The sequence below is a fragment of the Pseudoalteromonas sp. NGC95 genome (assembly GCF_015864705.1).
In the GTDB taxonomy this organism is placed as follows: Bacteria; Pseudomonadota; Gammaproteobacteria; order Enterobacterales; family Alteromonadaceae; genus Pseudoalteromonas; species Pseudoalteromonas arctica.
Genome location: NZ_JADYWR010000007.1, coordinates 17,998 through 32,948, shown reverse-complemented (window position 1 = coordinate 32,948; position 14,951 = coordinate 17,998). Strand labels below are relative to the sequence as shown.

At 40.0% G+C, this 14,951-nt stretch carries 10 protein-coding genes; 5 read left to right on the top strand and 5 right to left on the bottom strand.

What is annotated here, in order from left to right:
- Window positions 1-59: 59 nt before the first annotated feature.
- Together I6E70_RS08175 and I6E70_RS08170 are read right to left on the bottom strand one after the other, a co-directional pair.
- Window positions 60-3,128, bottom strand: a complete 3,069-nt coding sequence (locus I6E70_RS08175; protein WP_197188486.1) for an efflux RND transporter permease subunit — start codon at window positions 3,126-3,128, stop codon at window positions 60-62.
- 2 nt (window positions 3,129-3,130) lie between these two features.
- Window positions 3,131-4,213 carry an efflux RND transporter periplasmic adaptor subunit gene (locus I6E70_RS08170; RefSeq protein WP_197188485.1) on the bottom strand — a complete coding sequence of 361 codons (1,083 nt, stop codon included), beginning with the start codon at window positions 4,211-4,213 and terminating at the stop codon, window positions 3,131-3,133.
- A 122-nt stretch (window positions 4,214-4,335) separates the two neighbouring features.
- On the opposite strand from I6E70_RS08170, the gene I6E70_RS08165 reads away from it, so the two are divergent.
- Complete coding sequence (locus I6E70_RS08165) at window positions 4,336-5,238, top strand: LysR family transcriptional regulator (RefSeq protein WP_010552989.1); 903 nt, start codon at window positions 4,336-4,338, stop codon at window positions 5,236-5,238.
- Window positions 5,228-5,533 (top strand): MGMT family protein, encoded by a 306-nt coding sequence (locus I6E70_RS08160; protein WP_165741271.1) that lies wholly within the window; start codon window positions 5,228-5,230, stop codon window positions 5,531-5,533. Before I6E70_RS08165 ends, I6E70_RS08160 begins: the two co-directional genes overlap by 11 nt.
- 222 nt (window positions 5,534-5,755) lie before the next feature.
- Here I6E70_RS08160 and I6E70_RS08155 read toward each other — a convergent pair whose 3' ends face one another.
- From I6E70_RS08155 to trhA, 3 genes are all read right to left on the bottom strand, one after another.
- Window positions 5,756-5,959 carry a hypothetical protein gene (locus tag I6E70_RS08155; RefSeq protein ID WP_197188484.1) on the bottom strand — a complete coding sequence of 68 codons (204 nt, stop codon included), beginning with the start codon at window positions 5,957-5,959 and terminating at the stop codon, window positions 5,756-5,758.
- 577 nt (window positions 5,960-6,536) lie between these two features.
- Window positions 6,537-9,134: an AAA family ATPase gene (locus tag I6E70_RS08150; protein ID WP_197188483.1), complete on the bottom strand. Its 2,598-nt coding sequence runs from the start codon at window positions 9,132-9,134 to the stop codon at window positions 6,537-6,539.
- 291 nt (window positions 9,135-9,425) lie between these two features.
- The gene (gene trhA, locus I6E70_RS08145) at window positions 9,426-10,055 is read right to left on the bottom strand and encodes a PAQR family membrane homeostasis protein TrhA (protein WP_197188482.1); all 630 of its coding nucleotides are present in this window, start codon (window positions 10,053-10,055) and stop codon (window positions 9,426-9,428) included.
- A 219-nt stretch (window positions 10,056-10,274) separates the two neighbouring features.
- On the opposite strand from trhA, the gene I6E70_RS08140 reads away from it, so the two are divergent.
- From I6E70_RS08140 to I6E70_RS08130, 3 genes are all read left to right on the top strand, one after another.
- A complete protein-coding gene (locus I6E70_RS08140; protein WP_197188481.1) occupies window positions 10,275-12,626 on the top strand; it encodes a TonB-dependent receptor in 2,352 nt (783 codons plus the stop codon).
- 88 nt (window positions 12,627-12,714) lie between these two features.
- A complete protein-coding gene (locus tag I6E70_RS08135) occupies window positions 12,715-13,065 on the top strand; it encodes a hypothetical protein (protein ID WP_197188480.1) in 351 nt (116 codons plus the stop codon).
- A 400-nt stretch (window positions 13,066-13,465) separates the two neighbouring features.
- Window positions 13,466-14,950: a cellulase family glycosylhydrolase gene (locus tag I6E70_RS08130; RefSeq protein WP_197188479.1), complete on the top strand. Its 1,485-nt coding sequence runs from the start codon at window positions 13,466-13,468 to the stop codon at window positions 14,948-14,950.
- Window position 14,951 lies beyond the last annotated feature (1 nt).

The following is a 14,951-nucleotide window of genomic DNA, read 5'->3' as shown; positions in this document are numbered from 1 at the left end:
AAATGCCACAGGATTTTGAGCCTGTGGCATTTTTTAATGTTAACCAATTATATGTTTAACTACTTACGTGGCTCGTAATCAATTCTAAATATAACCGTGTACAGTACCGGCACTACAATGAGGGTTAGTATGGTAGCAAAGCCCAAACCAAACATTATTGTTACCGCCATTGACTGAAAAAACACGTCAAATAACAGCGGGATCATACCCAAAATAGTGGTTATAGCTGCCATTGCAACTGGTCGCACACGGCTCACACCAGAGTCAAACACGGCTTCATAGGGCGATTTACCTTCCCTTAATTCAAGATTTATTTGATCAACTAATACAATACCGTTTTTAATTAGCATACCGCTTAAGCTTAACAAACCAAGTAGCCCCATAAAGCTAAACGGCGCATTCATCGCTAACAAGCCGGCACTTACACCAATAATAGCCAACGGCACAGTTGCCCAAATAACAAGTGGCTGTTTAAGTGAGTTAAAAAGTAATACCGTGACTGCAAACATCGCTAAATAACCCAGCGGTAATGAGCCAAATATTGCTTTTTGCGCCTTGCTTGATGACTCAAACTCGCCGCCCCATTCTAGTTGGTAACCACGCGGTAGTTCCATGTTCTCTATTGGGCCGCGAATACGCGCAAATAATTTAGCGGGCGTTTCGTCTCCTAATACATTGTGATCGGCCATTACTGTAATAGTTCGTTTGCGATCGCGGCGCATTATTAGGCTGTCTTCCCACTGCACATCAAATTCGTCTACAACTTGAGTCACTGGTACAAATACACCCAATACTGGGCTGTATATTTGAAGGTCGTGTACGCTTTCTACGTTTAAGCGCTCGTTAGCAGGAGAGCGAGCAATAATGGGTAGCAATTGCGTACCATCGCGATATACGCCCACTTGTTTACCCGATAAGCTCGTTAGTAATACATTATCTAAGTCTGATTTACTAATACCTAATCGACGTGCTTTTTGCTCGTTAAATTGCGGGCGAATCATTTTGGTACGTGCGCGCCAGTCATCACGAATATTATATGCACCATCGTCGCTACCAATCAATTCTTCAGCTGTAGCAGCGAGTTGTCTTAAAATAACAGGATCAGGGCCCGAAAAACGTGCTTCTATTTTTGCATCAGTAGAGGGGCCAATTTCCATCGGTTTAATTTTAAGCTGTGCAGAGAGTGCATGATTGCTTGAGTAATCACGCACTGTTTGCATTACAGTTGCTACGGCTTCTCTGTCGGCAACACGAATAATTAATTGCCCGTACGCGGGATATGATTTTTCTGGCGCGTAGGTAAGCATAAAGCGCGGTGCACCTTGGCCTGTTGTACTTGTTACTTCTTCAACAAGGTCTTCTTTTTGCAAAAACTCTTCGAGCTTTTTAACGCCCTCAAGGGTTGATCGAATATCAGAGCCTTGCTCTTGCCAATAATCTACATAAAACATAGGTGTATTAGAGGCAGGAAAAAACGACTGTTTTACAGAGCCAAAACCAACAACCGCCGTACACAGTAAAACAACCATTAATATAAGCGTGGTTTTTCTAAAGTGCAGCGCTAAATCTAAAATCGCTTTGTAACCGTTAAAAATAAAACCTTTGTATGGGTCTTCATCTTCTTGGCCTTCTTCGTTTTTAAATTCGTTTTCTTTAAACATTAAATTGGCAAAAAATGGCGTTAGCGTAATGGCTGTTATCCAGCTTAATAAAAGCGAAATAAACAACACCCAAAACAAGCTACCGGCAAATTCACCACTGGCATCAGAGCTTAAACCAATTGGCGCAAAGGCAGTTACTGCAATTACTGTTGCACCTAGTAAAGGCCATTTTGTTTGCTCAACAATATTAACAGCCGCTTTGAGTTTTGTTTGGCCACGTTTGAGGTTTATCAGTATGCCTTCAGTGACGACTATTGCGTTATCAACCAGCATACCAAGAGCAATAATAAGTGCCCCAAGCGATATACGTTGCAAGTCGATGGCAAACAACTTCATAAATATAAACGTACCCAGTACGGTAAGCAGTAAAATACCACCGATTAAAATGCCGCTTTTTAAACCCATAAATAACAGCAGTACAACAATAACAATCGCAATGGCTTCAAGTAAGCTGATAATAAAACCATCAACCGATTTTTGAACCTCTTGTGGTTGGTTGTATACAGAATTTATGTGAATACCATGAGGGCGTTGATATTCAAGTGAAGCTAAATGCTCGTCTATGTTTTGACCCACATCAACCACGTTAACACCCGACATAAACGACACGCCAATAAGTAAAGCTTGCTGAGAGTTATAACGAATAATGTTATTTGGTACTTCTGCGTACTCTCTGTAAACCTTTGCTACATCGCCTAAGTAAATAAGCTCATTGGCACCTGATTTTGAAATTAATAAGGTTTCGAGCTCTTTTACATCTTTAAATTCGCCAGTAGGATGCAAGCGAATTGACTCATCGCCCACGCGAATTTTACCCGCGTTAGATACCGTGTTTTGCGATTGTAATAACTGGAATATATGGCTTGGCGCAATACCTAATTGAGCGAGTTTACGCGTAGAAACTTCAACCATTACTTGCGCTTGTTGTTGGCCCGCAACGGTTACTTTACTAACACCTTTAACCAATACCAGTTCGCGCTTTAAAAAATCGACGTAATCTTTAAGCTCATCATACGAATAACCATCGCCGGTTACCGAATACATAACACCGTAAACATCGGCAAAGTCGTCCAAAATAGTGCTTGGGTAAACACCACTAGGTAATGACGGAGAAAGGTCGTTAATTTTACGACGCATTTCATCCCAAATTTGGCGAAGCTGCTCTTTACGATAATTGCTTTTCATTTCTACAGAAATTTGTGATTTACCGTTAGATGAAATAGACGTAACGTAATCGACATAAGGCAATTGCTGAATCGCGTTTTCAATCGGAAAAGTAACTTCTTCTTCAACTTGCTGCGGCGAAGCGCCAGGGTACATGGTAATAACCATGGCTTTTTTAAGCGTAAACTCAGGGTCTTCTAGTTGCCCTAAATCAAAGTACGACACACTACCGCCAATTAATAGCAGCAGCGTAAACATCCAACTGATTACTTTTTTCTCTATGGAGAGTTGTGCAAAGCTCATAATTATAAGCCTCGCTCTTTATTCCATGCTCTTACTTTCATGCCTTCTTTTAGTGAATGCACACCGGCAGAAACCACAATTTGGCCTTCTTCAATACCGCTTAATACTTCAATACCATCGCGGTGCAACTGGCCAACCTTTACAGCTTGTTTATGCACTTGGCTAGTTTTTGAATCAAAAAGCCATACGTAGGCGTTATCTTCAATTGATTCTTGCGGCTCAGAAAACACCGACTCGATAGGTAAGATTGTATAAGCAACCTGCGAGCGCGTTACTTTACTTAAATCTATAAGCACGCTACCCGTCATACCGGCTAGTAAATTAAAGTCCTCAGGTACTGGTAGCGAAAATACAACCTTATAAGTAAGTGTTGCAGGATCTGCTTGGGTATCCCACTCTTTAATATCAAGTATGTATTCTTTGTCGTCAAAGCCATCAAACTTTACAGTAGGGTGGTAATCGGTGCCTTTTTGAAAGCGAGCGACTATTTTTTCAGGAACCTGAATTTCTACGTCCATTAAATCGCGTGTTTCTAAGCGTAATATATTTTGCTTTGCTTGAATATTTTCAAAGTTTTTAACAAATACTTTTGCGACCGTGCCTGAAAATGGTGCGCGTAGCTCGCTGTACTCAAGGTTTGTTTGTGCAATTCTAAATGCAGATTCAGCAATTTGCATATTAGCAGTGGCTTGATCTAATTCTGATTGGCTGGTGATTTTTTTCTCAAACAATTGCTCAATACGGCCAAGTTGTGACTTTGCCAATTCAAAGCGCGCTTTACGTTCGTCAAACTGTAATTGAAAATCTTCTGGATCCAGTTTTGCTAATAAATCACCTTTTTCAACGTGTTCACCAGCAAGAACCGGAAACTTAATAAGTTCACCGTTTACCCTAAAAGCAAGGTAAGAGCCTTGGTTTGCAACAACTTCAGCAGGAAAACTACGAATGTTAATTTGCGTATCATGACCTATGTTGAATAATTTAACAGGGCGAATAGGCTCTTCTTTAACTTGTTGTTCTGGCTCAGAACAGGCTATTAAGCTAAGTAAGGTCGTTGTTAATAAACATAGACGAAAGAGTTTCATGTCTTCTCCGTTGCAATGATGGCAAAATAATTAAGTGCAGCATACGCTGCAAACATATAAAATAAAAATCATTAAATTTTAGAAACTCAATAAGTTTTATTTATGATGTTACAGGGCGGTATATGAAGCTGAATCAATTAATAATTTTAGATGCCATAGTGCAAAGCGCAAGCTTAAGCGGAGCAGCACTAAAGCTACATAAAACGCAGCCCGCGCTTACACTAGCCATTAAAAACTTAGAAGCCAAAATAGGATTTGAGTTACTAGACAGAAGTAAGTACCGATTACAGCTTACTGAAAAAGGGCGTGTTTTTCACCGCGAAGCGCAGCAACTACTGCATGCCAACGACGAGCTGGCACAGCTCGCTAAAGAATTGGCATTAGGTAATGAACCCCAATTTAGAGTTTGTTACGAACAACTTTGTCATATGCAGAGTTACAACGAGATCATAAGTAATACTTTTAGGCTATTTACCAGTACAGAATTTAGCTTAACAAGCGGGAAGCGCTTTATTTCGTTAGAGCAAGTAAATAGTGGGCAAGCCGAATTAGGCATTGGCCCTTGGTTTGATTTATTTCATGCGACAGGTGATTTAGAAAGCGTACCTATAGGCAGGCTCGATATTGGCATTGTCAGCGCTAAAGGCGTACTCCCTCAAAAGCTAACCTATAGCGAACTACAAACGTATCCGTGTTTAGCCATGTTTGAAAGTGACTTGAGTATCGACAGTGACAGGCTATCGTACTCAAAAGGCTCCGCCATGATGAAAATTGATGATGTATCGACCCTAAAATCGTTTTTACTCTCAGGTGCGGGTTGGGCAATGATGAGCCTAGAGCACTGCGACCCTGAAATAAAAGCAGGCTTACTTCAAGAAATACACATAACTGACCGAGAGCATAAATTTAGCGCGCAAATTAGAGCCTTTAGGCAGCATGCAATGCACCACGGCCCTGTAGCGCGTACTATCTGGGAGCAATTTAAACAATTAAGTAAGGAATATTCTAACAACAATGGATATTGATAAAGAAACGCTTATTTATACTGTTATCGCAGGCATACCAGTAGGAAAAGTAGCAAGTTACGGGCAAGTTGCAGCTCTTGCTGGTTATCCGCAAAACTCACGGTTGGTCGGGCGCTTATTAAAAATGATGCCAAACGACTCGGTTATACCTTGGCACAGGGTAGTGAATAGCCAAGGTAAAATATCATTCCCTGCAGGTAGCGAAAAATACCAAGAACAGCGTGAAAAGCTATTATCAGAAGGTGTGCTGTTTAAAAGCGACAAAGTGAATATGCGCGAGTGCCGGTGGGAGTGATATGACTATTATGGGCAGGTAAGTGCCATAGCTGACCTCTAGGCGTGAATTGATACTCTGTTGGGTGGCGCCTTCGGCTTAAGCAATCTACCTTTTGACGTAGGTCGGATAAGTGGCTTCGCCATGCCATCCGACACAGTAAAATACCTTGCCAATTATTATCAATATTTTTTGTCCGCATTTTTTAATTTGCCTTGTTAACTGGCTTTAAATTACTGTAATTTATTTAGATGGGTTTTTACCGTACCTATGCCCGTGCTTGTAAAATAAATAAAAATGAACGATGAACATAAATATAAAATAAAGTACACCGAACAGTAACCCTTTATTTAAACCTTCCGCCCAACCAATCATGCTTCCAGAGAATAAAGCAACACCAAAATGAGTAAGTAATATTTGAAAATGTATTCTCAAAAATGCTGACAAATTATTACTCCCTACTAAAAATATGCTCAATACTAAAGAGCCAGTTAACAGTTATATCAGAGGACACTTTGCCTATTTTAGCGTGAGAACGTCCTTATTTTATGAGTTTCTATTAATAGCAAAAAGCATAAGTTATTGCTAGCTATATATATTATGCTTGGGGTGGGTTATTTAGTCATGTAGTAAAGGGGAAAGTATCCTTTTAGTATTACTTAGCTGATGGCAAATCTTCTGAATTGCCGGTTATCGCTCGACACCGACTATTAGCTGAGTGCCAAAAGCTAACCTTCAAGGCGTGAATCGATACTCTGTTGGGTGGCGCCTTCTGCTTAACCAACCTACATTTTGACGTAGGTCGGATAAGTGGTGAAGCCACGCCATCCGACACAGTAAAATACCTTGCCAATTATTATCAATATTTTATGTTGTCGACTGGCTGGAGAGTGCCAGTAGCGGACATTGGTAACGCACGCAACACCAGACACTTTGGAGCGCAGCGAAAATTGTTCCGAGTGCTTGCGCTTGTTAGGCATTGAAGACTATGCGCCGCCAAAGTTTTCTAGTATTAATAAGTTTGTCAAAATGTTTTGATCCAAGAAGATAATGCATCAACATCGTTTTCTATCTGTTGAAGATCTGGACATGGGGCAGGAGATTCATCCGATTGAGAATGCTCAAACACTGAGTATCGAGTCATCAAATCATCAATAAGATCACAATCGCTCTGCTCTATCTTAATTAACTTTGACAGCCGGCCCTTCGTTTGAATATCTCGTCTAAACCTGACAAGAACTTCATTCAACAGTACGCTTTCTATGCATTTCTCCACTAAAATTCTAAACTCGCTACAGGTTTGCCATGCCTCTCTCTCAAAAGTATCTGCATCACCATTATCAACATGCTTCCTTAGCTGGGGAAGGAATTCGTTTTTTATTCGTGCTACAGCTTTCACTGGTTTCGAATCTCGAAGGCTTAATTTAGCTGTAATTCCAGTGTCTTTCCCGAGCTTTCGTAACGTTTCCACAGTTACAGAAATCGGGGCTGGAAGACCATTTTCACGAGCTTGGTCTTTTAATCTCCTAGTCACTGACTCAACCTGAGACAAAAGTGATAGCCTATGTGTAAAAATAATAACTTGACGTTCCATCGCTAAAGCAACAAGTCGAGATACAACTTTTTCTTCAAAGTCTTGGTCAAGAGATGATATCGGATCATCAAATATGAATGGAGATTTTTGGCCAGATCCTGTGATATCAGCTAGGAAAGCCGCTAGAGCTACAACTCTGATTTCTCCTTCGCTCAAAATTATCTCAGCTGGGACAGCTGATTTACTACCTTGTAGTGTAAGTCCAAATGTTATCTTCCCCTTTCCTTGTGGTTTACTCTCTGGCTTAACGGGGAGCCTAATGCCCCCTAGCACTCTTAGCTCTTTGGCAAAGCGTTCTTGATAGCCCGCATCAAGTTCAACTTTTGCTAATTCATTGCTTTTTGTTGTCAGGGCATTTGTGCTTGTAAGTCTAATTGCAGAATCGAAAGTAGAAATATAGTAGAGTCTTTTTCTCTCCTTTAGAATCGCGGCTTTATTTTGATTTAGCCACTGTATGGATTGCAGCTCTTTAAGTCTTGTTTCTAGCTTCAGCCGTTGCCCATCCTGTTGTAGTTCTTTTAGGGTCTTTTCCTCTATATCAAAAGTATTTGATATATGTTGACATGCTTTATCAAGAGGGCTCCAATCAAATATAGGGACTGTCGCAAGACTATCAGCAGTATCAACAGCTTTTCGCCGTAGCGTTAGTGATGCCATATATTGCCTAGCTAGTTCCTCTGATATTTTCAATTGATTCATTTGTATCAACCAATCATGCTCCAATGGTAGGCTAAGCATTCTCTTCGTCAGCTCATCTCTCAGTTTCTCGGCTGCTTTGGCATCTGCTTCAAGCCCTCCTTGAACATATACCTGAAAGTGATCCATGCGCTCTTTTCCATCAACTGTGAATTCTTGCTGACATAAAACACAGCGAGATCCATCTTCAGTAGATGGGAAATTGACATTTGGATATGCGTGCTTTTCTGAAAATTCCTTTGCATGCTTCCATAGTGCCATCCATGTGCTTTGTCCTACCCCATCAAGGGCAGCGTTAGAAAAGACCTTTTTAGCCTCTTCATTCGCAATATATCGCTTCTTGTTTGCATCGGATCTCGCTGTAATTTCAGCTTGAATTGCTTCATCAGCCAAAGCGAATTTTAGGCTATCGATCCTATCTTTTATCCTTTTGAAAACAAGTCTATCTTGCGCAATAACTTTAAGACGGCCTTCTACGTCTTTTTGAGCTAAAGCTGCTTCTGTTGCAATGCGCTCGTCGTCAAGCTCTTTAGAGAATACACATTTTTGATCAATAACTTCTAGCTTGGTGGTGGCCTTAATTGTATTTAGCCATTGGATTGGTACAGCATGGATTAACATAGGTGGGGTACTAGGGAGCTTCGACGCGAGCGTCTTTTTTTCTTGCTTTAGAAATGTTGATACACGATCACATATTGCAATTAGAGATGAATTGAAACGCATGCTACTTGGCTCGTATGTAGCTTCGTTTTTACCCATGTACATCTGTGCAGTCTTCGTATCGAAAACATGAACATGACGCAGATGTGCTAAAGCCCCGCCACTAAGGGTCCAAGAAACTGACTGTGTTTTTCCACTTATCGATAACTCTATATCGGCAGAAGCGGGCGGTGATTCATTAGAGAATACGTTGCCTAGCAGTTCATCCTTAGCCCTTGAACCACATACCTGTTTTAGAATGCGAGAGAAGCTTGTTTTCCCTGATCCATTTGCACCATATATAACTGCAAGGTTTGTATTGCCAAATGAAATAGATGCGTCTGCTTTGATTGCGTTAACACCTGAGACGCCAGAAATTTTATTTATACGTAGTTCTGGGCGCTGGGCTGCCTGCGCTAAAGCACCAGGTACTATTTTAGAGAAACCCTCCTTTGCCCCCGACGCTTCTTTAAAGCAAAGTCTTGCAAGCTCCGTTATTTCAGCGTCATTAGGCATTCTTTTTGAGTCAATAAGTAATCTCGCTGCGGATTGTAGCCACTTAGGGCGCTCATTAATCCAAGTTTCGAAGCTGTCGGGCTCTTGTGAATGATGGTCTTCTTGTATGTTATTCATCTTCTAAATCCCTGTGCGATAAATATTGACATGAGGAGCGAGGTTAATTTGCCTAACATCTTTATAAGAGGACACTTTCCCTATTTTAGCGCGAAAATGTCCTTATTTTATGAACTTATATCAATAGCAAATAGCGTAAACTATTGCCAGCTATAAATATTATACTTTCTATAGCCTATATAAACATGTAAAAAAGAGGAAAGTGTCCTCTTATTCTTACTAAGTTAATGACAACTCACCTCAATGTCCGGTTATCGCTCAAACCAGACCATTCTAATTGACTTAACCAGCCTAATAAACGTAATTGCTAATTGAAATATAATGGCAAACACACCCAGCAATAACAAATAAGTGCCAAATAGCGTGACTAAATTGGGTGCTTTTAGCGCTGTAAAATAATGTACCTAAACTATAAAAAACGCCGCCGGCAAGTAGCCAGTAAAGTGCTTTTACATCAACACTTGAATAAAGCGGATATACAATAGCCAGTGCAAACCAACCCATGAGCAAGTAGGTGGCGAGCGATATTTTTTTATTACCGTTTTTTATAAATACTTTGTATGCAACGCCTGCTAGTGCCACAGTCCAAATAAATGTAAGTGTTGCCCATGACCAAGCACCGGTTAATGAGATTAATAAAAAGGGAGTGTAGGTGCCGGCAATTAATAAATATATGGCGCAGTGATCGCACTTTTTATAAAAGGCTCTTAAGCGCGGTTGAATACTGGCGTGGTACAAAGTGGATGACAAAAACAGCACAAATAGGCTGCTGCCATAAATTGCAGTACTAATATACGCTTTAGTGCTGGTGGCTTGGCTAAATAAATCCCACATAACAAATGCGGCAAATACAATACCAAGTGCATGGCTAATTACGTTTAGTTGTTCTTCTTTTTTAGAATAGGGCGCTTCTAACGACATGACAGATCCTACCACTATTTGAATGAATTTTAGTGTACAAGTGTACGCTGAGTTTTTCAATATTATAATTTTTATATGAATACAATAATTTATTGTTTTTCATAAAGTTGAAACATCAATTTAACCAATGCGTAATTAATAAGACGTAAAAAAGTCGTAATAGTTCGTTAGATTACTGGTAATTCCTAAAAACAATTAACCGGACGAACAGTGAAAAACATGAAAAATAAATTAACAACACGGCCTTTTCTTAAACTTACTAAATTGTCTGTGGCGATGATTTGCGTTACATCAACAAATAGTTTTGCAGATCAAACCATAAATAAAGAACTTGATGAAATAGTGGTTGTTGCTCAAAAGCGTGCGCAATCAATACAAAATGTGCCCGTAACAATAAGCGCCTACGATGGCGACTTTTTAGAAAGCTTGGGTATAGGTGAACTAGACACTTTATCTGAAATAACACCAGGGCTTGTTATTCAAGAGCAAAGCCCTAACAACCCGGGCTTTGTAATTCGTGGTATTACGTCTGATAGTGGGTCGTCTCAATCATCCCCTCGTGTGTCTATTTATTATAACGGAGCAGATGTATCACGCTCTCGTGGCTCATACTTTGAGCTTTTTGATGTAGAAGGGATTGAAGTTGTTAAGGGACCACAAGCGACACTGTTTGGAACAGCAGCTTCTGTAGGTGCTATTAGTGTAGCAACACGTAAACCAGAAAAAGATTTTTCGGCTCAATTAAAAGCATCCGTTGGTAATTACTCGGCCAAAGGTGCTAGTGGCTTTGTAACGGGTGGCAATGATTTATTGCAAGGCCGTGTTGCTTTTACTTATCGTGAACGTGATGGGTTTATAAAAAATATTGCAGGAGATAGTAACTCCCAAAATCCGGCTGGGTTTAAGCAAGATGATATGCATGCTATTGAGCGTTTTTCTTATCGTCCGTCTTTACGTATTACACCTAGTGACGATGTAACGATTGATTTGGTGTATACGTATGAAAAAAATGATGACTCGGGTACATCTTTTAAAAATGGGCTTTATGCACCAACCGGTGGTGATATAAGTCCATATAGCTTTGTTGAAATGCCAGGTAGTCCGTATGCAGAGTCTGTGTTTGGAAAAAAAGACTTAGGTGTGGATCGCACAGTTAACGATTTAAATTTGACTGTAAATTGGGATGTAAGTAACGATTTAACAATCACCTCAATTACTGCAGGGCGTAACTTTGATTCTTTAGAAGTGTTTGATGCTGATGGTACGCAAGCATGGTTTTTAGAATTTGCAGAAGCTGCTGAGGGCGATCAATTTAGCCAAGAATTACGCGCTGTTTATACGCAGAATAAGTTTACTAGTATTTTTGGTGTGAGTTACTTTGAAGAAGATGGTAGCCAGCGTATTCCATTTAGTACAGAGGAGTCTATATTTTTAAATTGCTTAGGCGTATTGGGTTCAGGTGTTCCTTGTATTAATAATGATGGTAGCGTTAATATTTTAACGCCAGCATTAACAGGTGGTGTAGTAAACGAGTTGCCATATTCACTAGAGTTTACAAACTATGGTGAAAACAAAGCGTACTCAGCGTTTGCTGATGTAACTTATGCTACTACTGAAGCATTAGAGTTAACAGCGGGTCTTCGTTATATAAAAGAAGAAAAGCGCAGTGGTTATAGCTCTGCAGCACCCAATAGTGTTTTAACACAAGCGCCATTGTTTACGGTTGATACAAATGGTGAAACATTCTATGGCGATGCTGATTATGATGATTGGCTGCCACGTTTTAATGCGCTTTATATAATAAACCCTACTACAAATATGTATGCGACTGTTTCAAAAGGGCGTCGTTCGGAAGTACTTGAAGTAAGTTCGGCTAACGATGAACAAGGGAATGTCGAAGCTTCTATATCAGAAGTCCCAGCGGAAATTATTTGGAACTACGAAACCGGTATTAAAGGCAAAGCGCTTGACGGGCGTTTAGATTACTCTGTCGCTGTATTTTATCAAGATTACTCTAACTTTCAGGTTACGTTACAGGATGATGAAGGCGTTGCGTTTTCTGCTGATGCGGGCTCTGCCACTAATGTTGGCGCAGAGGCTGAAGTAAGGGCGTTAATTAATAATGAGTTTGAGGTATTTGCCAATGCGGCCTACCTTGATGCTGAAATAGATGATGATAGTAATAACGGTAACCTCGCAGGCAATAAATTTAGATTACAACCAGAGTGGACGTTTAGTACGGGGCTGTTTTACTCAACAGAATTGTCGAACTCACTTAATTTAACGAGCTCTTTAATATATAGCTACCGCTCTGAAGTGTTTTTTGAGCCAGCAAATGCGCCAATATCAGGCTTAGATATTAGCCAACCTGGGCTTGGATTAGTCAGTGCGCGCTTAGGAATTGCAAGTTGTGATGATTGGGCCGTTAGTGTTTTTGCCAGTAACTTATTAGATAAAGAGTATTTAGTTGATGCTGGTAATACTGGAGGAGGATTTAGCAACCCAACATTTGTTGCAGGGGCACCTCGCTTTGTTGGTATTGAGTTAACTCTCGGGTTTGGCGGACAATAATACATTTAACTACTTGATATTTTAATTGAGCCACTGCAAAGTGGCTTTTTTATGTGATCACGTTAAAGTGAATTTATATTAGGTAAAAATGAAACAAGATCTAAAAGCTGCTTTACTTACCGCCATTGTTTATCCTGGAGCGGGGCATTTTTCTTTAAAAAAACACCTAATAGGCGCTATTTTTGCGGGTGTATTCTCTGTTCTTTTAATTTTAACCTTTCAAGATATATTTGCGATTGCACAGTGTACTGCAAATGAAATTGTAAACGGAAAAATCCCCATGTCGGTTACGGCCATTTTAAAAGCAGCGCAACAACCATCTGACGCTTGCGCTCAACTCGCTGAATATAAGTATGTACCTTTAATGATTATAATTTGGGTGCTGAGCATTATGGATGCATACCGTTTGGGCAGAAAAGCGCTACCCACTAAAAAATAAGCCACTTAATCAGAACTCGGTTTGGTTGGCTTATTAATTTTCTTCCCGCATATTTATCCCTGATATTTAGCTATTATTGATGGCGGTAATAATTATTATTACCGCCTTTTCATTTTTATACATATTTTTTGTAACCGAGATTTTTTGCCCGCATCATGTAAACATCGTGTAAATGCCTGTATATACCCAGTAAAATCCTCAAACCTCGTTAAATCGCTCACTTGTTGATATTTAGTTAATTAAAATCCTTCTCCTTGTACCTTTTTATTCATTTAATGTTAATAAATAAATGATACTTTCTGCTCGCCAAATTAACTTTGTTTAACTATTAAGTATTGGTTTGCTATCAATTTATTACGTCAAGCAATGACGACTGATAATTTCAATTTAAGGAAATACGATGAATAACAGTTCAAATAATCACAAAAGAAAGGATTTTAAAGTGGCGAGCTTATCGTTAGCTTTATTATTAGGATGCTCAACAATGGCCAATGCCGCTGTTGAAAAGTTAACGGTGAGTGGGAATCAAATTCTTGCGGGCGGAGAAAACACAAGCTTTGCAGGACCTAGCCTATTTTGGAGTAACACGGGGTGGGGCGCTGAAAAATTTTATACAGCAGAAACAGTAGCAAAGGCAAAAACTGAATTTAATGCAACATTAATTCGTGCAGCTATTGGCCATGGTACGAGTACTGGTGGTAGTTTGAACTTTGATTGGGAGGGCAATATGAGCCGTCTTGATACTGTTGTAAACGCAGCTATTAGCGAAGATATGTACGTTATTATTGATTTTCATAGCCATGAAGCACATACCGATCAAGCAACTGCAGTTCGCTTTTTTGAAGACGTAGCTACCAAATATGGGCAGTACGACAATGTTATTTATGAAATTTATAACGAGCCGTTACAAATCTCATGGGTTAACGATATTAAGCCTTACGCAGAAACAGTTATTGATAAAATTAGAGCAATCGACCCTGATAACTTAATTGTGGTTGGAACGCCTACGTGGTCGCAAGATGTTGATGTGGCATCACAAAACCCAATTGATCGCGCCAATATTGCTTACACTCTGCATTTTTATGCTGGCACGCATGGTCAATCGTATCGAAATAAAGCACAAACAGCACTCGATAACGGCATTGCACTATTCGCCACAGAGTGGGGAACAGTTAATGCTGATGGTAATGGTGGTGTTAATATCAATGAAACCGATGCATGGATGGCATTTTTTAAAACAAACAATATTAGCCACGCTAACTGGGCTTTAAACGATAAAAACGAAGGTGCATCGTTATTTACTCCAGGCGGTAGTTGGAATTCACTAACATCGTCAGGCTCTAAAGTTAAAGAGATCATTCAAGGTTGGGGTGGTGGTAGTAGCAATGTTGATTTAGATAGCGACGGGGATGGCGTAAGTGACAGCCTTGATCAGTGCAATAATACTCCCGCAGGTACAACGGTTGATAGTATTGGTTGTGCAGTAACTGACAGCGATGCCGATGGTATTAGCGATAATGTTGATCAATGTCCTAATACACCAGTAGGTGAAACTGTTAATAATGTAGGTTGCGTTGTTGAAGTAGTTGAGCCACAAAGCGATGCGGATAACGATGGTGTGAATGATGATATTGATCAGTGCCCAGATACACCTGCAGGTACTAGTGTTGATACAAATGGATGCAGTGTTGTAAGTTCAACAGATTGTAACGGTATTAATACATACCCTAATTGGGTGAACAAAGATTACTCAGGTGGTCCGTTTACTCACAATAACACCGACGATAAAATGCAATATCAAGGTAATGCATACAGCGCAAATTGGTATACAAACAGCATTCCAGGAAGTGATGCTTCGTGGACGCTTCTTTATACTTGTAATTAAG

What these genes read in the sequence shown, in the direction of transcription:
- I6E70_RS08175 (WP_197188486.1), bottom strand. Translation starts at nt 3,128, where the DNA reads ATGAGCTTTGCACAACTCTCCATAGAGAAAAAAGTAATCAGTTGGATG.
- I6E70_RS08170 (WP_197188485.1), bottom strand. Translation starts at nt 4,213, where the DNA reads ATGAAACTCTTTCGTCTATGTTTATTAACAACGACCTTACTTAGCTTA.
- I6E70_RS08165 (WP_010552989.1), top strand. Translation starts at nt 4,336, where the DNA reads ATGAAGCTGAATCAATTAATAATTTTAGATGCCATAGTGCAAAGCGCA.
- I6E70_RS08160 (WP_165741271.1), top strand. Translation starts at nt 5,228, where the DNA reads ATGGATATTGATAAAGAAACGCTTATTTATACTGTTATCGCAGGCATA.
- I6E70_RS08150 (WP_197188483.1), bottom strand. Translation starts at nt 9,134, where the DNA reads ATGAATAACATACAAGAAGACCATCATTCACAAGAGCCCGACAGCTTC.
- trhA (WP_197188482.1), bottom strand. Translation starts at nt 10,055, where the DNA reads ATGTCGTTAGAAGCGCCCTATTCTAAAAAAGAAGAACAACTAAACGTA.
- I6E70_RS08140 (WP_197188481.1), top strand. Translation starts at nt 10,275, where the DNA reads ATGAAAAATAAATTAACAACACGGCCTTTTCTTAAACTTACTAAATTG.
- I6E70_RS08135 (WP_197188480.1), top strand. Translation starts at nt 12,715, where the DNA reads ATGAAACAAGATCTAAAAGCTGCTTTACTTACCGCCATTGTTTATCCT.
- I6E70_RS08130 (WP_197188479.1), top strand. Translation starts at nt 13,466, where the DNA reads ATGAATAACAGTTCAAATAATCACAAAAGAAAGGATTTTAAAGTGGCG.